Source organism: Salipiger sp. ABF4_146 (genome assembly GCF_056161345.1).
On sequence record NZ_JBSWYX010000032.1, the window covers coordinates 1 to 19,926 of the forward strand.

At 64.2% G+C, this 19,926-nt stretch carries 19 protein-coding genes and 1 tRNA gene; 11 read left to right on the forward strand and 9 right to left on the reverse strand.

Translation table 11 applies throughout. The features are described 5' to 3' along the window. Nucleotides 1-120: 120 nt before the first annotated feature. The 5 genes from ACXAJT_RS25540 to ACXAJT_RS25560 all read right to left on the reverse strand — a co-directional run bounded on the left by ACXAJT_RS25540 (nt 121) and on the right by ACXAJT_RS25560 (nt 5,367). Nucleotides 121-1,479 (reverse strand): TniQ family protein, encoded by a 1,359-nt coding sequence (locus ACXAJT_RS25540; RefSeq protein WP_475241221.1) that lies wholly within the window; start codon nt 1,477-1,479, stop codon nt 121-123. A gap of 155 nt (nt 1,480-1,634) precedes the next feature. Continuing rightward, a tRNA-Arg gene (locus tag ACXAJT_RS25545) sits at nt 1,635-1,711 on the reverse strand. Between the two features lie 66 nt (nt 1,712-1,777). Then, the gene (locus tag ACXAJT_RS25550; protein WP_475241224.1) at nt 1,778-3,160 is read right to left on the reverse strand and encodes a sensor histidine kinase; all 1,383 of its coding nucleotides are present in this window, start codon (nt 3,158-3,160) and stop codon (nt 1,778-1,780) included. A gap of 30 nt (nt 3,161-3,190) precedes the next feature. Continuing rightward, on the reverse strand, nt 3,191-4,609 hold the full coding sequence (locus ACXAJT_RS25555; RefSeq protein WP_475241228.1) for a dihydrolipoyl dehydrogenase family protein: 1,419 nt from the start codon (nt 4,607-4,609) through the stop codon (nt 3,191-3,193). 5 nt (nt 4,610-4,614) lie between these two features. Then, nucleotides 4,615-5,367, reverse strand: a complete 753-nt coding sequence (locus ACXAJT_RS25560) for a TVP38/TMEM64 family protein (RefSeq protein ID WP_475241232.1) — start codon at nt 5,365-5,367, stop codon at nt 4,615-4,617. A 350-nt stretch (nt 5,368-5,717) separates the two neighbouring features. On the opposite strand from ACXAJT_RS25560, the gene rpmH reads away from it, so the two are divergent. The 11 genes from rpmH (at nt 5,718) to ACXAJT_RS25615 (ending at nt 14,702) form a co-directional block, all read left to right on the forward strand. Next, nucleotides 5,718-5,852, forward strand: coding sequence for a 50S ribosomal protein L34 (gene rpmH, locus ACXAJT_RS25565; protein ID WP_066102660.1), 135 nt, complete (start codon nt 5,718-5,720; stop codon nt 5,850-5,852). 121 nt (nt 5,853-5,973) lie between these two features. Continuing rightward, nucleotides 5,974-6,393, forward strand: a complete 420-nt coding sequence (rnpA, locus tag ACXAJT_RS25570) for a ribonuclease P protein component (protein ID WP_475241294.1) — start codon at nt 5,974-5,976, stop codon at nt 6,391-6,393. Next, complete coding sequence (yidD, locus tag ACXAJT_RS25575; RefSeq protein WP_475241235.1) at nt 6,390-6,611, forward strand: membrane protein insertion efficiency factor YidD; 222 nt, start codon at nt 6,390-6,392, stop codon at nt 6,609-6,611. Before rnpA ends, yidD begins: the two co-directional genes overlap by 4 nt. 8 nt (nt 6,612-6,619) lie before the next feature. Continuing rightward, complete coding sequence (ttcA, locus tag ACXAJT_RS25580) at nt 6,620-7,510, forward strand: tRNA 2-thiocytidine(32) synthetase TtcA (protein ID WP_475241238.1); 891 nt, start codon at nt 6,620-6,622, stop codon at nt 7,508-7,510. A 61-nt stretch (nt 7,511-7,571) separates the two neighbouring features. Beyond that, the gene (locus tag ACXAJT_RS25585) at nt 7,572-9,119 is read left to right on the forward strand and encodes a bifunctional diguanylate cyclase/phosphodiesterase (RefSeq protein ID WP_475241241.1); all 1,548 of its coding nucleotides are present in this window, start codon (nt 7,572-7,574) and stop codon (nt 9,117-9,119) included. A 226-nt stretch (nt 9,120-9,345) separates the two neighbouring features. Then, a complete protein-coding gene (gene yidC / locus ACXAJT_RS25590; protein WP_475241245.1) occupies nt 9,346-11,172 on the forward strand; it encodes a membrane protein insertase YidC in 1,827 nt (608 codons plus the stop codon). After that, nucleotides 11,169-11,912 carry an MOSC domain-containing protein gene (locus ACXAJT_RS25595; RefSeq protein WP_475241247.1) on the forward strand — a complete coding sequence of 248 codons (744 nt, stop codon included), beginning with the start codon at nt 11,169-11,171 and terminating at the stop codon, nt 11,910-11,912. The genes yidC and ACXAJT_RS25595 overlap by 4 nt, the downstream gene beginning before the upstream one ends. Continuing rightward, on the forward strand, nt 11,909-12,565 hold the full coding sequence (gene yihA / locus ACXAJT_RS25600) for a ribosome biogenesis GTP-binding protein YihA/YsxC (RefSeq protein WP_475241248.1): 657 nt from the start codon (nt 11,909-11,911) through the stop codon (nt 12,563-12,565). The genes ACXAJT_RS25595 and yihA overlap by 4 nt, the downstream gene beginning before the upstream one ends. Nucleotides 12,566-12,646: 81 nt before the next feature. Continuing rightward, nucleotides 12,647-13,540 (forward strand): acetylglutamate kinase, encoded by an 894-nt coding sequence (argB, locus tag ACXAJT_RS25605; RefSeq protein WP_475241249.1) that lies wholly within the window; start codon nt 12,647-12,649, stop codon nt 13,538-13,540. Next, the gene (locus ACXAJT_RS25610) at nt 13,537-14,217 is read left to right on the forward strand and encodes a ferredoxin (protein ID WP_475241250.1); all 681 of its coding nucleotides are present in this window, start codon (nt 13,537-13,539) and stop codon (nt 14,215-14,217) included. The genes argB and ACXAJT_RS25610 overlap by 4 nt, the downstream gene beginning before the upstream one ends. After that, nucleotides 14,214-14,702, forward strand: a complete 489-nt coding sequence (locus ACXAJT_RS25615; protein WP_475241251.1) for a SixA phosphatase family protein — start codon at nt 14,214-14,216, stop codon at nt 14,700-14,702. Before ACXAJT_RS25610 ends, ACXAJT_RS25615 begins: the two co-directional genes overlap by 4 nt. Before the next feature lie 388 nt (nt 14,703-15,090). Here ACXAJT_RS25615 and ACXAJT_RS25620 read toward each other — a convergent pair whose 3' ends face one another. The 4 genes from ACXAJT_RS25620 to ACXAJT_RS25635 all read right to left on the reverse strand — a co-directional run bounded on the left by ACXAJT_RS25620 (nt 15,091) and on the right by ACXAJT_RS25635 (nt 19,815). Continuing rightward, a complete protein-coding gene (locus ACXAJT_RS25620) occupies nt 15,091-15,879 on the reverse strand; it encodes an amino acid ABC transporter ATP-binding protein (protein WP_475241252.1) in 789 nt (262 codons plus the stop codon). Between the two features lie 11 nt (nt 15,880-15,890). Beyond that, entirely contained in the window at nt 15,891-17,207 is a 1,317-nt protein-coding gene (locus ACXAJT_RS25625) for an amino acid ABC transporter permease (protein WP_475241253.1), read from the reverse strand. 1 nt (nt 17,208) lies between these two features. Then, nucleotides 17,209-18,657: an amino acid ABC transporter permease gene (locus ACXAJT_RS25630; protein ID WP_475241254.1), complete on the reverse strand. Its 1,449-nt coding sequence runs from the start codon at nt 18,655-18,657 to the stop codon at nt 17,209-17,211. 138 nt (nt 18,658-18,795) lie between these two features. After that, nucleotides 18,796-19,815 carry an amino acid ABC transporter substrate-binding protein gene (locus ACXAJT_RS25635; RefSeq protein WP_475241255.1) on the reverse strand — a complete coding sequence of 340 codons (1,020 nt, stop codon included), beginning with the start codon at nt 19,813-19,815 and terminating at the stop codon, nt 18,796-18,798. Nucleotides 19,816-19,926: the final 111 nt, after the last annotated feature.

Sequence of the window (19,926 nt, forward strand, 5' to 3'; positions counted from 1 at the left end):
CATGCTCATGTCTGCTCGGGTCTCGATCGAGCAATGGCATAGCTTCCTCGAGGACTTCGTGGACGACCCCGACATCATCGAACGCGTCAAGGACATTCCACTGCGGTAGCTATCGGGCGCTTACACCCCTCGACGGTAGAGCTCCGTAGAATCCGCACGGTGCAGCAATCCGTTTTCGACGAGGTATCCCACCGTCTTTGCCGTGACGCGTAGCGCATGAGCGACGGAGCTGATGGAGAGATGGGCCTCACCTTCTACTTCTGCTCCGTCGGCACCATGCGCCTCGCCAGCTAAGCTTGCACCAGAGCCCTTACGAGCTGGGAAGAACTTCTTCTCGCGCTCGTATGCCTCAAGCATTCGCTGTGTGACAAAGCCGAGGGGAACGATGCTGCCATCAGCCTGGCACTGAGCGAGCCCGCGGCGCACCAAGTCCTCTGCGTTGCGCTTGGCGAAGCCCTTGAGCGGGAATGGCTTCTGTGCATTCAACGAAGCCTTTCCCTCCGACGGCACCCCCAGCACCAGCACTCCCCTTCTGACAGAGAAATGGTCGAAGACGTGCCGCCGCACGACGTCACGCAGGGGTTCGAATTCGTCACCGAGGCTCCGGCTCTTCAGCCATGTGGTCCAGGGACCGAAAAGCCGACCGAAGAAACGCCCATCCACACCCTCCTCACGCGCCATCGCAGTGAGGCAGTCTGAGAGGGCCGCAGGGCCGTCTTTCAGCACGTCGTAGCCAGAGGCGCCGAAACTCCCCCATTCGGCCTCTCTGTGCCCTGCCAGCGAAGCGTCCGGCCCCTTGGCGATGCGCAGCCCCAGCACCTCACACGCGCGGGACACCACATTGAGCTCGAGACGGTCGATCCATCGATCGCCCCGCCCCTTCAGGATGCGGTCGGTGAGATACTGCTCTAACGGGCTGTGGCCTGCGTGGATCATCGGCTGATCCACGACCCAGCCGTAGTGCTTCCGGAGCTGCGCCGAAAAATCCCTAGCATCTTTGCTAAACTTCTCTGGCGGGAGGGTCACGAGCATACAGCCATGCTCCGGGCAGCTTCTGATCGACGAGAATTTCCACTGCAGGCGGCGCGGAACACGCCACGATTCAGCTGCAGACGGCGCCTCTGCCCTTACACACTCGGGACAGACACGGACCCGCAAGCGCTGAAAGCTCTGGCGGGAGGCAAATTCGTCTCGCAGACGGAAATGCCCTTTACCAAGATGGCAGACAGACACCCGCTCCAACGCAGCCGCATCGCACCCGGCCAGCTGCGCCAATTGCCCTATCGCGACCTTCTCCCCGCGGAACAAGGGATCGATCGGAAAGGCAATGTCGCCGCAGAATCGCTGCATGGAGCTTGCCCCGCCCCTTGCCGCGAGACGGGACAGCAAAGACGATGCCGGCTCGAACGCAGCATGCGGCACAGTCAGCGGCAACTGAGGAAAGGTGTTTCCGGGGATAGCAGGGAGGCTCTTGGCCAAACGAGACTTCCGGGATCAGACAAAGGCAGGAATGTCCTGACCTTACGATCGCGAGCTCAACTGGGCAACGCCACTCCGCATTCTGGAAGTTCCGCCTGCGGGGTCAGGCATCTGACATGAAAGTCAGTTTTGCCTGACACCCCACAGGAGGGAAGTGGCGGACCGAGGAGGATTCGAACCCCCGACCCCTTGATTCGTAGTCAAGTACTCTATCCAGCTGAGCTATCGGTCCGTCTGCGGCGGGGTTTAGAGTTTGTTCGAAGGAGACGCAAGAGAGATTTTCAGAAAACTTACCAACTTACCCTAAGTCACCCGTAGGAAGCCGAATTTCGAAGCATGTGCCGCGCTCGTCCGAGCGCAGAAGCTGCAGCTTGCCGCCGTGATTCCGCACCAGCTCGGCCACGATCGCCAGACCAAGCCCCGCACCGCCTTTGCGCGCGCCGCCCTGAAACGGCTGAAAGAGGTGGTCGCGCGCCTTGGGCGGCAGACCGGGGCCGGTATCGGTCACCTCGATCACCCAATCGTCGTCCTCGGCGCGGGCCGAGACGGCAATCTCGCCCTCCTCGCCCGAGCCGGTGATCGCTTGCCGGGCATTGCGCACGAGATTCGCGATGGCACGGTAGATCTGCTCGGGATCGCCACGCACCTGCATCGAGGCAGGGATATCTTCGGAAAGACTCACCTCATGGTCGCCAATCGCCAGCCGCTCGGCCTCAAGCACCTCGCTGACCAATTCTGCAAGATTGAAGTGGGTGAGCATCGGCGCGGGTTCTTCGGCCTTGCCGAAGGCAAGCGTGGTTTCGCACAGCGACACCGCCCGGGTGATCGAGCTGACCAGCTTCGGTGCCATGCGCTTTACCGTGGGGTCCTCGGACATTTCGATGCGGTCGGTGAACAACTGCGCCGAGCTGAGGATATTGCGCAGGTCGTGGCTGACACGCGCCACTGCGCCGCCCAACTGCGCCAGCCGCTCTTTCTGGCGCAGCGATTGCGAAAGCTGCGTCTCGAGCGATTTCAGCGCCTCCTCGGCCTCGCGAATCTCGCGCACGCCAGCCTTGGGCTTGATGATCCGGCGGGCGTCCTCGGGATCCTCCGCGTAGCGCTGCATGTGCCCCACGACGCCCTTGATCGGCTTGACCAGCAGCACCCGCACCGCAAGGAACAACAGCACCGCCGTAACGATCGAGATCATCGCCGAGAACAGCAGCACGCGCAGGCCGAACTCTAGCATCGCCGCACGCAGCGGGGCGCTGTCCATCGTCACCTCGATCAGCTCGCCGCCATCGTCCTTGGGATAGCCCAGAACCCGGATCAGGCGCGGTTCGGTGTCGGCCAGCGTCACCAGCGCGTCTTTCATCATAACCAGCGGCCCCGCCTCGCGCAGGTCATAGCTGGCATCGACAGAGCCCGGCATCGGTGACGACAGCGCCAGTTCGCGGCGCTCGTCGCGCTGCAGCACCACGTTGTAGACCCCCGCGTTTTCAAGCAGCTCGGCTTCCAGCTCCGGCGCCAGAACGTCATCGGCCAGAAGCGCCAGAGACGCGATCTGCGCCCGCTCGAGGTGGTCGTTGAGAAAGTCTTGCCGGAATCGCGCCACCGAGGGCACGAAGATCAGCACTTCGGCCAACATCACGAACACCGTCGTGAGCACAAGGAAGCGGCCGGAGAGCGAATTGAACATAGAGTGCGGTCTTTGGCTTTCTTGGAGCGGTCAGGGAAGCAAGCGCTGAACTGTTCGTGTGACAGCCTTGACCGTGCGGTTTTCAAACAATCTGGGTGTGAAATAGGATCCGGCAACCCGTTTGTTAAGCTCCCCGATCGTCGGATAGGGCGCGACCATGCCCGCGACTTGGCTGATTTTCACGCCCGCCGAGAGCGCCAGCGCCCAAGTGGAGATCAGATCGCCCGCCTGCGCGGCCACGATGCTGGCCCCCACGGGCTTGCCGCGGTGCACCATAACCTTCACCAATCCGGTGGTCTCGCGTTCAGTAATGGCGCGGTCATTGTGCTGAACTGCCTCGCGCAGCACTTCCAGCTTGTCACCGTAGCGCTGCCGCGCCTCCACCTCCGTGAGCCCCACATGCGCAAGCTCGGGTTTTGTATATGTGGCGCGTGGAATATGGCCGGTTGCAGCTTTGGCTGGCAGGCCAAAAAGCGCCGAGCGGATTACGATGCCCGCGTGATATCCCGCCACATGGGTGAACTGCAGCCCCCCAGCCGCATCGCCAATGGCATAGACCTTGCGGTTGCTGGTGCGCAGCCGGTCATCCACCGCGATGCCGGTCTTGCTGGTCTCAATGCCCGCGGCCTCAAGCCCCAGCCCTTCGGTATTCGCCCGGCGCCCCGCCGCCACAAGGAGGTGTGATCCGGTCAGTCGCTTGCCGCTCTGCAGGTGCAGTTCAATGGCGCCACCGTCGCGCCGCGCTTCGCTAGCCGTTTCACCTTCGAGAATCGTCACCCCTTCGCTGCGCAGGTGATCGAGCACGATCGCCGCCATTTCCGGGTCCTCGCGGCCAAGCGCCTTGTCGCCTTCCACCACCGTGACCTGCGCGCCGAGTCGCCGGAACGCCTGCGCCATCTCCATACCAATCGGGCCGCCGCCGAGAATCAGCAGGTGCGAAGGCAGTTCTTCGAGATCCCAAAGCGTTTCGTTGGTGAGGTAAGGCACGTTCTCCAGCACCTCCACCGGCGGCACAAAAGGCGACGACCCAGTGGCCAGCACAACGCGCCTTGCTTGGATACGATACGCCCCGGCCTCGACAACGCGCTCGGAAACGAACCGTGCGTGCTCGCGGATCACCTGCACGCCCAGTCCCTCGAACCGCTCCTGCGAATCAACCGGAGCAATACGCGCGACGGCCTGCTGCACATGCGCCCGCACCCGCGGCCAATCCACGCGCGGCGGCGCCACGTCCACCCCGAAGGCCGCCGCCTGCCCCGGCGCATAGGCCTGCGCAGCGGCGGCGATCAGCGCCTTTGACGGCACGCAGCCGTAGTTGAGGCAATCACCGCCCATCTCGCCGCGCTCCACCAGCACCACCTTGGCGCCCATCTGCACGGCACCGGCTGCAACAGAGAGCCCGCCCGATCCGGCACCGATGATCAGCAGGTCGGTCTTGATGTCTTCCATGGCACTCACACTCCCTTGCGCGCGCGCCACGCGCGCAGAACGATGGGCAAGGCCGCCAGCGCGGCCAGTCCCAGCAATGGTCCAATGACCTGCGGCGCCCAGAGCAGGCTGAGGTCCGGGGTCTCGCCGCGATCAAAGACCGACCCGACGCCAACCCCGATCGAGGTGAACACCAGCGCCCCGGGTATGATGCCCAACGCCGTCGTCCACGCAAAGTTGCCAAGGCCGACACCAACCAGCGCGGGCAGAAGGTTTGCCACGAAAAACGGCACCGCCGGCACCAGCCGCAACAGCAGCAGCACGCTGATCTCATTCTCGCGCAGCGCATCGCGCAGCCGTCGCACCCTGCCCTCCGAGGCATCGATCCGAGCCGACAGCGCCTGCCCCAGCCCCGCCCGCGCCGCCAGAAATATGGCGATGGCCCCGAGGCTGGCGGCGATCACGTTGAACGCCGTCCCTGCCCAAAGCCCGAAGAGAAACCCGCCGGTGACAGAAGCGACCGCCGCCCCAGGCAGCGAAAACGCCACGATGGTCACATAAGCGGCAACGAATCCCCCGGCCATCAGCAGGTAGTTCTCGTCACGCAATTCCAGCAGCGCGGCGCGATTCTCGCTGAGCGTCTCGAAACTGATGTAGTCGCGCAGGGTCACCGCGCCGATCACCGCCACCAGCGCGATCAGCGCAAGCGGCAGATGGCGCCAGAGGCGTTTGTGGGGGCGGCTGTGAGCGCGGCCAGGAGGCGGCTTGGGGTGTGTCATGTCCCTAGAATGGCGTTTAGAACCGGCTGCGCACAGCCCAATCACGCCGCCTTGATCAGCGGTGACGCGAATGCCCCGCATTTCCGCTTCCGCAGGCAGCATGTTACAGCCGCCCACGCGCCACCGCGGGAATTGTTGCAGCCCACATAGGATAGAGGTTTGACACGCGCCCCGGTCATGCCTATAGCACGGGCCTCGAATGACCCGGCCCGGCGAATCCGCTTTGGGCCGTCTGTGATGTAAGCTCATGCTGTCAGCGACTGGCACCTCGGGCAAGCGCCGCAGGCAGCAATGAGACCATTATGTGAGACAGGCCTCGATAGAGGCCCGACCAGACGGAGAAGAGCGCGATGAAACGCACCTTTCAGCCTTCGAACCTCGTTCGCAAGCGCCGCCACGGCTTCCGTGCCCGGATGGCGACCAAAGCCGGTCGCGCGATCCTGAACGCGCGCCGCGGTCGCGGCCGCAAGAAGCTCAGCGCCTGAGCCGAGCGCTCTGCCCATGGCGGAGCGGAAGCACACGACACCGGCCAAGGCCGCTTCGGATCAGACCGAGGCGGCCTTTGCGCTTGGCGTCCGTGCAGATGGTTCAGACGTGGCCCCAAAGATGAACAGTTCCGACACGGACAGCGACACACCCAAGCTTGAGGTGCTGCGCAAGCGCAGCGATTTCCTCGCGGCGGCGCGTGCCCGCCGCCAGCCGGTGTCATCGTTTCTGCTGCAGGCCCGCTACCGCGATGACGGCTCACCCGGCATTCGCGTTGGCTTCACCTGTTCGAAGAAGGTCGGCAACGCCGTTGCCCGCAACCGCGCCAAGCGACGGCTGCGCGAGATCGCGCGCCTGAACCTGCCGCAACTGGGCAAACCGGGCTGGGACTATGTGCTGATCGGCCGCGCCGGGCACACCGCCGAGCGCGACTTTTCGGCGCTGCAGGATGATCTGGGCTACGCGCTGCGCAAAATCCACGAGAGCGGCAACTCCGGCCCCGGGCATCCACGCAAGCCGCGCCAGAAGCGCGAGGCATGAGCCCGCTCGCCCATATCGCCGCCCTGCCCGTGCGCGCCTACCGTTTGCTCTTCTCCCCTTGGGTCGGCCACGGCTGCCGCTTCCAGCCGACCTGTTCGGCCTACGCCATGGAGGCGCTGGAAAAGCACGGCGCGTTCAAGGGGTCCTATCTGGCGATCCGCCGCATTCTGCGCTGCCACCCGCTGGGCGGGTCCGGCATCGACAACGTTCCCGACTGAGGCCGCCCATGTTCGACGACGACGCCGACGACATCCACCCGCTGTTCTACGGCGCTCCCAAAAGCACCGAGTTCAAGAAGCTGCGCAAGCGCATCGTGCAGAACACCCGCGAAGCGGTGGAACAATACGGCATGATCGAGCGCCGCGAGGATGGCACCCTGCCCAAGTGGCTGGTGTGCCTGTCGGGTGGCAAGGACAGCTACACGCTGCTGGCGGTGCTGCACGAACTGAAGTGGCGCGGGCTGCTGCCGGTGGAGATCCTGGCCTGCAATCTCGATCAGGGCCAGCCGGGCTTTCCGGCGACCGTGCTGCCCGAGTTCCTTGAAAAGATGCAGGTGCCGCACCGGATTGAGTACCAAGACACCTATTCCGTGGTCATGGACAAGGTCCCGCAGGGCCGCACCTATTGCGCGCTGTGCTCGCGTCTGCGCCGCGGCAACCTCTACCGCATCGCGCGCGAGGAAGGGTGTTCCGCGGTCGTGCTTGGCCATCACCGCGACGACATCCTCGAGACCTTCTTCATGAACCTCTTCCACGGCGGGCGGCTTGCCACCATGCCGCCGAAGCTGGTCAACGAAGAGGGAGACCTCTTCGTCTACCGCCCGCTCGCGCATGTGGCCGAGGTGGATTGCGAGAAATTCGCCAAGGCGATGAACTATCCGATCATTCCGTGTGATCTTTGCGGCTCGCAGGATGGCTTGCAGCGCCAGCAGGTGAAGCAAATTCTCGACGGCTGGGAAAAGAACGCCCCGGGCCGCCGTCAGGTGATGTTCAAGGCGCTGACCAACATCCGCCCGTCGCACATGATGGACCCCAAGCTATTCGATTTCGCCGGGCTGATGCGCGACATGTCGAAACGCGCGCCCGATGCGGATGACGGAATTCCCGACCTGCGTTAAGCGAAGCCTTACCCTCATGCGCTAGGCCTGTCCCCATCTCAGACGATGCAGGGGGCGGGCCATGCCACCGGATATCTCTCGGAAAATCGCGCAGGCTCAGACCTGGCTGCACCGTTGGTCGCGGGGGCCTTACATGCTGGCCTTCATCCCGGCGCTGTCGCTCGCAGCCTTCTGGCTTGGCGGCGAACTGGCGCTGCTGGGTGTCGCGCTTACCGTGCCACTGGTCTACGGGCTGATCGGCAACACCGAACCGTCCGGACACAGGGCGGCGCGCCGCCGCGCTGGTCAGGATCTGGTCAGCATGGCCGCCGCGCAGGATTTCGCCCAGCACAGCTTTCAGCAGGCCCGCGCCGCCGAGATGCACACCGCCTGCCTGCTGCTGGAGGCCGAAGGGCTCGAGACGATCTCGCGCCGCATGGGCGAGGACGTGGCTGAAGCCCTGCGCGTTCTGCTGCTGGGCCGCCTGCGCCACGCGCTGCGCCCCGAAGACACCGCCATACGCATTGGCGACGCACGGTTCATGGTGCTCATCGCGCCCGGCCTGCGGCTCGATCTTGAAGCGCTGATCACCCTGTCGGACCGCCTGCAACGCATCCTGGAAGAGCCCGCCGTCACAGACAGCGGATTGCACTATCTGTCGGTGTCCATCGGCTTCTGCGGCTCGGCGCGACTCCGCCCCGGCGCCGATGGAGCCGACATGCTTGAGTGCGCACAGGCCGCGCTGCGCGAGGCCTCGGACAACGCGCCCTCGGCAATCAGAGCGTGGAGCGAAGGCATGCGCTCGGAGCGGCGCGCCCGCACCGAGCTTTTGGCCGAAGTGGAGGCGGCGTTGGCCAAAGGGCAGATCCAGCCTTGGTACCAACCACAACTTTGCACCTCGACCGGCGAGATCAGCGGAGTCGAAGCCCTGGTCCGCTGGATGCACCCCCAGCGCGGCATCATACCGCCCGCACAATTCCTAGAGGCGCTGCACGCCTCGGGACGCATGGACCAGCTTACCGAAACGGTACTCCACCACGGGCTAACCGCGCTGCGCGACTGGGATGCACAGGGCATCTCCATTCCCCGGGTCAGCATCAACTTTTCCGATGTCGAACTGCGCAACCAACGACTGGTGGACCGGCTGAAATGGGATCTCGACCGGTTCGGCCTGCCGGCCACCCGGCTTGGCATCGAGGTTCTGGAAACCGTCATCGCCGAAAGCCCCGAAGGCATCATCCCGCGCAATATCATGGAGCTGTCGCGTCTTGGCTGCCGCGTCGACCTTGACGATTTCGGCACCGGGCATGCCTCGATCGCCACCCTGCGCAGGCTCACGGTACACCGGCTGAAGATTGACCGCAGCTTCGTGGCGCGGGTCGACCGCAGCGAGGATCAGCGCCGGATGATGGCGGCAGTTCTCGGCCTTGCCGACCGGCTGGGCCTCGAGACGGTGGCCGAGGGCGTTGAAAGCAGCGGCGAACATGCACTTTTGGCCCAGCTCGGCTGCGACCACGCGCAGGGCTTCGGCATCGCCCGCCCGATGCCCGCCGCGCAGCTTGCCGAATGGGCGCAGGACCACGCCAAACGCATCGCCGCAGCGCAAAAGCTCGGGAGCGGCCACGCCTGACCCGGCATCCCGCAACACGCGGAGCCGACGCCGGACGCGCATCCCGCAGCCCCCCCACACGCCGTCGCACCGCCATCGCCGTGCAGGTGCAGCCCCGACTAACGCCACGCTTCCTCGCAGCATTAGGTCACAAAGCCCCTTGCGGGGCATGAATCAGCTTGACCTTTGGGGGTCCGCCCTGTTGAACCCGGCTTTGACTTTCCAAGGACAGGTGGCAGTCTCTCGCATGGACAATCAGAACAAGAATCTGCTCATCGCCACGGCGCTGAGCTTCGTCGTGATCCTCGTCTGGTTCCTCCTCTTCCCGCCGCCCGAAGCGACGGTGGACGAGACGGCCCAGACGACCGAGCAGACCGCCCCGTCGGCTGATGGCGTCAGCACGCCGGCGGCGGACGGCACCGGACAAACCGCGCCCGCCGCGGGCAGCGCTCCGGCCGAGGCGGCGCTCGAAACCGCGCGGGTCGAGATCGACGCCCCGGCTCTGATCGGTTCGATCGCCCTCACCGGCGGCCGCATCGATGACCTGAGCCTGCGCGACTACCACGAAACCAATGACGAGAGCTCGCCGGAGGTGCAGCTGCTCGCGCCCGTGGGCAGCGCCAACCCCTACTATGCGGTCTACGGCTGGGCGCCCGGCAGCGGGCTGCAGGCCGGCGACGTGCCCGGCCCCAACACCGAGTGGACCGTCGAAGAGGGCGAGACACTCGATGTGGACGCCCCGGTCACCCTGCGCTGGGACAGCCCCTCGGGCCTGATCTTCCGCCGCACTTTCGCGGTGGATGAGCAGTTCATGTTCGACGTGACCCAATCGGTCGAGAACCCCACCGATACCGAGGTTGCCGCTGCGCCCTACGGCATCCTCGCGCGCCACGGTGAGCCGTCGGATCTGAAGAACTTCTTCGTTCTGCACGAGGGCGCCATCGCGATGACCGACGGCACGCTCGACGAGAACAAATACAAGCACATCCGCGATTTCGACACCGTCCCCAGCGCCGGCGCGCAGGCCGAGGTCTATCAGGTGTCCGAGAGCGGCTGGATCGGCTTCACCGAGCACTACTGGGAAACCGTGCTGATCCCCGACAGCGGCACCGGCTTCCGTCAGGCGATCAAGTACAACGAAGCGCGTGACATCTATCAGGCCGAGGTGGTCATGCCGACGCAGACCATCGCGGCTGGCGCCACCGCCGAGGTGTCGACCCGCATGTTCTCGGGCGCCAAGGTCTGGGAAGTGATCAACGAGTATCAGGATCAGGGCGTCGACCGTTTTGTCGACAGCATCGACTGGGGCTGGTTCTTCTTCCTGACCAAGCCGATCTTCTGGCTTCTGCACCACATCCACCAGCTGATCGGGAACATGGGTCTGTCGATCATCGGCCTAACCATCCTGCTGAAAGCGATCCTCTTCCCGCTGGCGTATAAGTCCTACGTCTCGATGGCGAAGATGAAGGAACTGCAGCCGCAGATGGAAGAGATGAAGAAGAAGGCGGGCGATGACCGTCAGAAGCTTCAGCAGGAGATGATGGCGCTCTACAAGCGCGAGAAGGTCAACCCGGCCTCGGGCTGCCTGCCGATCCTGCTGCAGATCCCGATCTTCTTCTCGCTCTACAAGGTGATCTTCGTCGCGTTCGAGCTGCGGCACGCGCCCTTCTTCGGCCCGTTCCAGGATCTCTCGGCACCTGACCCCACCTCGATCTTCAACCTGTTCGGCGCGCTGCCTTGGGCCGCTCCCGAACCGGGCAGCACGCTGGCGATGATCTTCATCGGTATCCTGCCGATCCTGCTGGGCATCTCGATGTTCCTGCAGCAGAAGCTGAACCCGGCGCCCACCGACCCGGCGCAGAAGATGATCTTTGCCTGGATGCCGTGGGTGTTCATGTTCATGCTCGGCGGCTTCGCCTCGGGTCTGGTGCTCTACTGGATCACCAACAACACGATCACCTTCACCCAGCAGTACATCATCATGCGCAGCCACGGGGCAAAGCCTGACGTGTTCGGCAACATCAAATCCGGCTTCAAGCGCAAGCCCAAGGACGCGAAGTCGGACGGAAAATGAGCGCAAGCGTCACCCAGATCTGGCGCCACCCGATCAAGGCCCATGGCCGCGAGGCGCTGGATCGGGTGACGCTGACCGCTCATCACTGCCTGCCCTTCGACAGGGCTTGGGCAGTCGTGCATGAAAACTCTGCTGTCGACGGGTCCGAATGGGTCCGTTGCGGCAATTTCAGCCGGGGCGCCAAGGCGCCCCAGCTCATGGCCATCAGCGCTAAGCTGAACGAGGCGGCGGGCACTATCACCCTGCACCACCCGGACCGCCCCGTTCTGACCATTGATCCCGACCATGACGGCACCGCCTTTCTGGACTGGGTGCGCCCGCTGATGCCCGAGGACCGGGCGCAATCGGCGCGGCTCGTCCGGGCACAGGCGCGCGGCATGACCGACGCCGCCTTCCCCTCTATCACCCTGTGCAGCATGGGCTCGCACCGCGCGGTCGAGGCGCAGATGGGTCAGCCGCTGTCGATCCACCGCTGGCGTGGCAACATCTGGCTTGACGGGTTGGACGCTTGGGAAGAGTGGGATTGGATCGGACGTCAGGTGAAGATCGGCACTGCCGTCTTCACCGTGCGCGAACGGACCGGACGCTGCGCGGCCACCACCGCAAACCCCGAGACAGGCCAGCGCGATGCGGATACGCTGGGCGCGCTGCGGCACTGGGGGCATACGGATTTCTCGGTGCAGGCCGAAGTGACGACAGGCGGCGAGATCGCCCTGGACGACGAGGTAACCCTGCTGTGACGACCCCCCTTCCCTTCCCCATCGCCGAAGAACCAGATGACGCCGCCCGTGAGGCCGCGCGGAAGGCCTTTGCCGGTGACGTGCAATTCCTCAAGGGCGTGGTGGCCATGGACGGTCTGCCGCCCGATGACCGCCCCGAGGTATGCTTTGCCGGGCGCTCCAACGTTGGCAAATCCAGCCTGATCAACGCGCTGACCGGGCGCAAGGGCATCGCCCGCGCGTCCAATACGCCGGGCCGGACCCAAGAGATCAACTTCTTCACGCTGAACGAGAGCCACTATCTCGTCGACCTTCCGGGCTATGGTTTCGCCAATGCCCCTGTCGCGGTGGTCGAGAAGTGGCAGCGGCTGCTCAAACAGTATCTTTCCGGCCGCGTGTCACTGCGCCGCGCCTTCGTGCTGATCGACGCCCGCCATGGGGTGAAACCGGTGGACGAAGAGATCATGGGCCTGCTCGACAAATCGGCGGTGACCTTTCAGGCGGTGCTGACCAAGACCGACAAGCTGAAGGCCAAAGACCTCGACAAGATCCTGAGCCAAGTGCGCGAGAAGTTGTCGAAGCACCCCGCCGCATACCCCGAGATCGTGCTCACCAGTTCCGAAAAAGGCGATGGCATTCCCACGCTGCGCGCGATCATCAACGGACTTTCCTGAGATTCCCCTTCGCAAATCCTGACGCAGGGTCTAGGTCTTCGCGGAAAGAGAGACGTTCCCGCATCGAGGATGCACCACAAGATGAAGAAGCAGACGATGAACCGAGACTGGATCACCACCGCCCGCACTCTCAACGAAGCCCTGCCCTATCTGCAGCGCTATACGGGCGCGATCGTGGTGGTGAAGTTCGGCGGCAACGCCATGGGCGACACCGACGCCATGGCAGAGTTCGCGCGGGACATCGTGCTGATGCGTCAGGTCGGCGTGAACCCGGTGGTGGTGCACGGCGGCGGGCCGATGATCAACGACATGCTGGGCAAGCTGAACATCAAGTCCGAGTTCAAGCGCGGCAAGCGGGTCACCGATCAGGCCACCGTCGAGGTGGTCGAAATGGTGCTGACCGGGCTGGTGAACAAGCGCATTGTGCAGGCCATCATGGACGAGGGCGGCCGTGCCGTGGGCCTTTCGGGCAAGGACGATGATCTGATCGTCTGCGAGGCGGATGATCCGGAACTGGGCTTCGTCGGCCGTCCGGTCGAATGCAACGTGCAGGTGCTGCACGATCTCTTCAAGGCCGGGATCATCCCCGTGGTGGCCCCCGTCGCCACCGGCATGGACTATCTGGAAACCTTCAACGTCAACGGCGACACCGCCGCCGGTGCGCTGGCTGGCGCTTTGAAGGCCGATCGCCTGCTGCTGCTCACCGACGTTTCGGGGGTGAAGAACAAGGATGGCGAGGTTGTCACGCAGATGACCCCCGAAGAGGTCCGCGCGATGACAGCGGATGGCACGATCGCCGGCGGCATGATCCCCAAGACCGAGACCGCGCTGAAGGCGGTCGAAGAAGGCGTGCGCGCGGTGGTCATCCTCGACGGCCGTGTGCCCAACGCCTGCCTGCTGGAGCTTTTCACCGAGCATGGTGCTGGCTCGCTGATCCGCCGCGCCGATCTTGAACCGGTGCGCCCGCGCGAGTGACGCTCTCCGAAGTTGCCGCCGCAGCGCGGGCCGAAGGGCTGGCGCTGCGCGGTGCGTTTCACCCCATTGCGTGCCACGGCGTTCCCGACGGATGCGCAACGCTGCTGCTGCTTGGCCCGGACGAGCCGCGCTTTTGGCCCGTGTTCGCCGCCTCCTATGAATATCGCGATGGCGACCCGGACCCGCTGGACCGTTGGTCAAAGCGCGTGATCGGCGCGCTGGCATGCAAGTTTGGCGGGGCCGCGATTTTCCCGTCCGACGGGCCGCCCTATCCGGCGTTCCTGTCATGGGCGAAGGCCAGCGGCCTCGCCTTCACCGCCCCGCCGGGGATGCTGGTTCATGCAGAGGCTGGCCTGCTGATCAGCTACCGTGGTGCCATCGCCCTGCCGCAGCGCCTGCCTCTGCCCTTGCGCTCCGTAGCGCCGCCCTGCGACGCCTGCAGCCGTCCCTGCGAGACCGCCTGCCCGGTGGGCGCGCTCGGCTGCGGTGGCGACTATGATGTGCCAGCCTGCCTCGCGCATCTGCGCAGCCCCGAGGGTCGCGAGTGCCGTCGCCGCGGATGCCTTGTGCGCCGCGCCTGCCCTCTGTCCTCGGCGATGCAGCGGCCTCCCGAACAGGCCGCTTTCCACATGGCGAGCTTCATGGGACACTGGCCACAGGCGGAGGCTCCATCATGAAACGGCTCATTCTTATGCGGCATGCCAAATCCGATTGGTCGGTCGGAATGCCTGATCACGCCCGCCCGCTGAACGATCGGGGCCGCACCAGCGCTGCAGCGCTCGGCCATTGGCTCCGCGACGGCGGCTACCTGCCAGATCAAGTGCTTTGCTCGTCCGCCGCACGCACGCGCGAGACGCTCGATATGTTGGCCTTGGGAGAGGTGCCCACGCGCTTCGAGGACAGACTCTATCTCGCCGGGCCTGCCGCGCTGCTCAAGAGCCTGCGCGCCGCCAGCGGCGCGACCGTGCTGATGCTCGCGCACAATCCCGGCATCTGCGATTTCGCCAATGGTCTGGTTGCATGCGGCCCCAACCACCCGCGCTTCGCCGACTATCCCACCGGCGCGACGCTGGTCGCGGATTTCGACATCGGCGACTGGGCCGACGCACGTATGGGCACGGCCAGCTGCCACGCGTTCACAATCCCGCGCGAACTGGCCTGAAGGCCGGGGAACTGCCGCAGGCGCGGGATAGACGCCCAGCCGGAACGCCTACTCTAAGGTTGTGGGCTGAAAATAAAGTGGCGCCCGCGACCCCCCTCCCAAAGGATCACGAGCGCCCCTGTAGCCGGTCACGGTTTGAAGAGACCATACGATAGGTCCGGGTCAGCCAAATCAGATCGCGCATCCTCCCACGCAACGATCCGAACGCGGGCGACACTCGGACGACCTATTCGCGGATCGTCCCCTCAGGAAACCGGCACAGATTGCATCCGGTCAGCGACCGGAGGAGCCGCTGTTCGACTCCGTGTCACAGAACGTAACACAAATGATAAAAAAACGAGCCCCAAATTTCATGGGACTCGCTGAAAAAATGCAGATTTTTTAGGCGTTAGTGCCCAAGGATCTGGCTAAGGAACAACTTCGTCCGCTCATGCTGCGGATTGTTGAAGAATTCCTCGGGCTCGTTCTGTTCGACGATCTGTCCAGCGTCCATGAAGATGACCCGATTCGCGACCTGACGGGCGAATCCCATTTCGTGCGTAACGCAGAGCATGGTCATGCCCTCTTCGGCCAGTTCGACCATCGTATCGAGAACTTCCTTGATCATCTCCGGGTCGAGCGCCGAGGTCGGCTCGTCGAACAGCATGATCCGTGGCTTCATGCACAGCGAGCGGGCGATGGCCACACGCTGCTGCTGACCGCCGGAAAGCTGGCCGGGGTATTTGTGGGCCTGCTCGGGGATCTTCACTTTCTCGAGGAAGTGCATCGCAGTTTCTTCAGCCTGCTTCTTGGGGATCTTGCGAACCCAGATCGGCGCCAGCGTGCAGTTCTCGAGGATGGTCAGATGCGGGAAGAGATTGAAGTGCTGAAAGCACATGCCAACCTCGGAGCGGATCTTGTCGATGTTTTTCAGATCCGAGCTCAGCTCGATCCCGTCGACCATGATGCTGCCCGCCTGATGCTCTTCAAGACGGTTGATGCAGCGGATCATCGTCGATTTGCCCGAGCCCGAAGGCCCGGCGATGACGATCCGCTCACCGCGGTAGACGGTCAGATCGATGTCGCGCAGCACGTGGAAAGTCCCGTACCACTTGTTCATGTTGCTGATCTGGATGGCCACCTCGTCGGAGACCGTCATCTGGCTGCGATCGACTTCGCGTGTTGCAAGTTCAGACATTGGAGGTCTCCTTAACGGTGCTCTCTACGGAGCTTTTTCTCGAGGAAGAGCGAATAGCGGCCCATGCTGAAGCAGAAGATGAAGAAGCACAGACCGATAAAGACGAAGAGTTCCCAGTAGACCCCGTTCCAGTCGGTGGTCGCCCGGATCGAGTTGGACAGGCCGATGGGGTCCAGCAGGCCGATGAACACGACCAGCGTGGTGTCCTTGAACAGGCCGATGAAGGTGTTCACGATCCCCGGGATCGAGATCTTCAGCGCCTGCGGCAGGATGATCAGCCGCATCGATTTCCAATAGTCCAGACCCAGCGCATCCGCCGCCTCGTACTGGCCCTTGGGCAGTGCTGCGAGGCCACCGCGGACCACTTCCGCGATGTAGGCGGCCGAGAACAGCGTGACCATGATGATGACCCGCAGCATCAGGTCAAAGTTGGTGCCCGGCGGCAGGAAGTAGTTCAGCAGCAGCGACGCGGTGAACAGCCAGACGATCAGCGGCACACCCCGGATGATCTCGATAAAGATCACCGAGCATTTGTTGATGATGAACATGTCCGACTGACGCCCCAGCGCCAGCAGGATGCCCAGCGGCAGCGACAGCACGATGCCCGAGACACCAATGATCGTCGCCAGCATGAAGCCGCCCATGTTCTGCGTCGGCACCTGTTCCAGTGCCAGCGGCAGCACCGAGGCCAGTGCCGAGGCCAGCGGACCGGCGACGAAGAGCCAGTAAAGCACCGGCACTACAATGGCGAGGATTACCGACAGCAGAGTGCCAAGCTTCGGCGCGGCGAAGGTCATGATCGCCCAGCCGATGACGAAGCCCAAGATGGCGGCGATCGGCCCCCAGAGCGATCCGCCCCAGAGCAGCCAGAACAGCACGAACGGCGCAAGCGCCGACAGCCACAGCGCCTTGCGCGGCACCGAGCTGAACAGCACGGGTGCAACCGCAGCGAGGAACAGCAGGAACGCAAGGATCGGGCGCCAGTACAGCTCTTTGGGGAAGAAGCCGAAGATCAGCTGCGGCCAGCGTTCCGCCAGCACCGCCCAGCAAGCCACCGAAGCGTCGGCGCCGTAAAGCTCGTCGCGGATGGCCCGGCATTCGCTGAGGCTGGACGCATCCCAGATGCCGCGCAGCGCCCAAGGCAGCAGGTGGCTGAGCACCGCGTAGATGATCCACAGCGAAGCCAGCGTGAGCAGGATGTTGAGCCAGCCTGAGAACAGGTTCTCGCGGATCCACTTCACCGCCCCGGTCTGGGTCAGCGGCGGCTCCTGCTGGTCGAGCATCGAGTCGCGGACATAGGCGACGGTTTGTGCGTGTGTATCGCTCATGTCACCGCTCCTTCAGCTTCACAGAGGAGTTGTAGACGTTCATGACGCCCGAGATCAGCAGGCTCAGTACCAGATAGAACAGGCCCAGCAGCAGCATGCCTTCAAGCTCGCGGCCGGTCTGGTTGATGGTGATGCCGCCCAAGGTCGAGCGCACGTCCATGTAGCCCACAGCGATGGCGAGCGAGCTGTTCTTCGTGAGGTTCAGGAACTGCGAAATCAGCGGCGGGATGATGACACGCAGCGCCTGTGGCAGGATCACGAGGTTCATCGTGGTGCCCGGACGCAGACCCAAAGCATAGGCCGCTTCGGTCTGCCCCTGAGAAATGGCGAGGATGCCGCCACGCACGATCTCGGCGATAAAGGCGCCGGTGTAGAGCGACAGGGCCAGCCACAGCGCGATCAGAGAGTTGCGCAGGTGCACGCCGCCGTCAAAGTTGAAGCCGCCGAGTTCGGGTTTGTCGAGCGAGGCGCCAAGCAGCACCAGCACGACGATCACCGGCACCAGCACCGAGGCGATCTGCAGCGGCAGCGTCATCGGGCGCTTGCCCGTGGCTTCCTGAATGCGTGTCGCGCGCTTGGCCAGATATCGCGCACCGACAATCCCGGCAATCAGGACCACGAGGATCAGCAGCCAGTCCCATGCGGAGGAAGAGGGAATGACCTCTCCCTCGATCCCGCCTTCAGCGGTGTCTGCATCCCCGCTGGCTGCGGTGGATGCCGCACTGTTCTGCCCCGTCGACACGCCGCCGGTCCCACCGGTCGCGATACGGCTGGCGCCATAGGTGGTGCCAACGGTTCCGACCGTGCCCGTGCTGGTGCCCGCAGCAGCCGCCGGCGCCTCGGGCGCGGCGGTGACCACCTCGTTGCCTCCCAGCGACCGGCTGAAGACGAGGTTGGGGATATAGACGCCGCGATTGGTGATCGCGACGCTGTCGCCGGCGATCATCGACGGTCCGTCCTCGGCGCGGAACTCGCGCGGTGTGGGCATCGCCTCTGTCATCAGCGCGAAGATCAGCACGATCCACAGCAGCAGCGGCACGTTGCGGAAGCCTTCCACGTAGACCGCGGTCAGGCGCGAGACGATCCAGTTGTTCGACAGTCGAAGAACACCGGCGATCACACCTACAACCGTGGCTAGGGCACAGCCCAGCACCGCCACCAGCAAGGTGTTCAGGATGCCCACCAAGGCGGCGCGCCCGTGGCTCATCTGGTTGTTGTAGTCGATAAGCTGCTGGTTGATGTCATAGCCCGCAGGCTGGCCGAGGAACCCGAAATCGAAATCCTTGCCGAGCGCCTCGAGGTTATGGATCGTGTTGGAAATCAGCCACGACAGCAAAAGCGCAATGAGGATCATCGCCACCACTTGGATGGTCATCGATCGATAGCGCGTGTCGAAAATGAGCTGACTCAGCCGGAAGCCTCGCTCCGGCGGATCCGTCATGGTCGCCATAAATGTCTCCCCGGACATTTGCCGTGTGGGCTACTGCAGCGGTTGATCCGCTGTCCGTGCCCCACGCAAACGCGATGTTTTTCTTGTTTAGGTGGAAAGGGGCGCAGGTTTCCCTGCGCCCCTTTGCCATAGTCGATCTTAGCGGAAGGGCGGGCTGTAGAGCAGGCCGCCTTCGGTCCACTGCGCGTTCAGGCCGCGCGACAGGCCGATCGGGGTGGCTTCGCCGATGTTCTTCTCGAACAGCTCGCCGTAGTTGCCGCCCGCCATGATGGCGCGCTTGGCCCATTCAGCGTCGAGACCAAGCATAGCGCCCATCTCACCTTCGGTGCCGAGCAGACGGTTGATCTCGGGGTTGTTCGTCGGTGCCGAGGACAGCTCCGCGATGTTGGCCGAGGTCACGCCATATTCTTCGGCGGCGACCAGTGCGTTCAGCGTCCAGCGGGCGATGTCGCCCCACTCGTTGTCGCCGTGGCGAACCAGCGGGCCGAGCGGCTCTTTCGAGATGATTTCCGGCAGGATCACGTGATCGGCCGGGTTCTCGAAGGTCGCGCGGGTTGCTGCCAGGCCGGATGCGTCGGTGGTGTAAACGTCACAAGCGCCGGCAAGGTACTGCTGCTGGGCTTCGGCGTTGGTCTCGATCGGCACCGGCTCGTAGCTGATGTTGTTGGCGCGGAAGAAGTCCGCGAGGTTCAGCTCGGTGGTGGTGCCGGTCTGGATGCAGACGGTCGCGCCGTCGAGTTCCTTCGCCGAGGCGATGCCCAGCGATTTGGGTGCCATGAAGCCCTGACCGTCGTAGTAGTTCACGCCGACGAATTCGAACTTCAGGTCGACGTCACGCGACAGCGTCCAAGTGGTGTTGCGCGCCAGAACGTCGATCTCGCCGGAGGCCAGCGCGGTGAAGCGGGTCTGGCCGGTGGTCTGAGTGAACGACACCGCCATCGGGTCGCCCAGCACGGCTGCGGCGAGCGCGCGGCAGTACGCCACGTCGAAACCCTGCCACGTGTTGTTTGCGTCGGGTGCCGAGAAACCGGCCAGACCCGTCGACACACCGCACTTCAGCTCCCCGGCCGCTTTCACGTCGTCAAGGGTCGCGGCACCTGCAGCACCTGCCGCGAAGGCGGCGGCCGTCAGAGCGCCCAGAGTTACGGTTTTTTTCATGTTAACCTCTTCCTGTTGCCCGGCCCCTTGCGGACCGGCTCTTGATCCTTGCTGGATCGGTTTGCGCAGCCAGGGGCTCCCTCCCTGTGCTGGGGGGAGTTTGGGAGGAAA

Coding starts and splice junctions, on each gene's coding strand:
- ACXAJT_RS25585 (WP_475241241.1), top strand. CDS start 7,572: ATGCCACCGGATATCTCTCGGAAAATCGCGCAGGCTCAGACCTGGCTG.
- ACXAJT_RS25550 (WP_475241224.1), bottom strand. CDS start 3,160: ATGTTCAATTCGCTCTCCGGCCGCTTCCTTGTGCTCACGACGGTGTTC.
- ACXAJT_RS25555 (WP_475241228.1), bottom strand. CDS start 4,609: ATGGAAGACATCAAGACCGACCTGCTGATCATCGGTGCCGGATCGGGC.
- argB (WP_475241249.1), top strand. CDS start 12,647: ATGAAGAAGCAGACGATGAACCGAGACTGGATCACCACCGCCCGCACT.
- yidC (WP_475241245.1), top strand. CDS start 9,346: ATGGACAATCAGAACAAGAATCTGCTCATCGCCACGGCGCTGAGCTTC.
- yidD (WP_475241235.1), top strand. CDS start 6,390: ATGAGCCCGCTCGCCCATATCGCCGCCCTGCCCGTGCGCGCCTACCGT.
- ACXAJT_RS25595 (WP_475241247.1), top strand. CDS start 11,169: ATGAGCGCAAGCGTCACCCAGATCTGGCGCCACCCGATCAAGGCCCAT.
- ACXAJT_RS25625 (WP_475241253.1), bottom strand. CDS start 17,207: ATGAGCGATACACACGCACAAACCGTCGCCTATGTCCGCGACTCGATG.
- ACXAJT_RS25620 (WP_475241252.1), bottom strand. CDS start 15,879: ATGTCTGAACTTGCAACACGCGAAGTCGATCGCAGCCAGATGACGGTC.
- ACXAJT_RS25615 (WP_475241251.1), top strand. CDS start 14,214: ATGAAACGGCTCATTCTTATGCGGCATGCCAAATCCGATTGGTCGGTC.
- rnpA (WP_475241294.1), top strand. CDS start 5,974: ATGAACAGTTCCGACACGGACAGCGACACACCCAAGCTTGAGGTGCTG.
- ACXAJT_RS25635 (WP_475241255.1), bottom strand. CDS start 19,815: ATGAAAAAAACCGTAACTCTGGGCGCTCTGACGGCCGCCGCCTTCGCG.
- ACXAJT_RS25630 (WP_475241254.1), bottom strand. CDS start 18,657: ATGGCGACCATGACGGATCCGCCGGAGCGAGGCTTCCGGCTGAGTCAG.
- ACXAJT_RS25560 (WP_475241232.1), bottom strand. CDS start 5,367: ATGACACACCCCAAGCCGCCTCCTGGCCGCGCTCACAGCCGCCCCCAC.
- rpmH (WP_066102660.1), top strand. CDS start 5,718: ATGAAACGCACCTTTCAGCCTTCGAACCTCGTTCGCAAGCGCCGCCAC.
- ttcA (WP_475241238.1), top strand. CDS start 6,620: ATGTTCGACGACGACGCCGACGACATCCACCCGCTGTTCTACGGCGCT.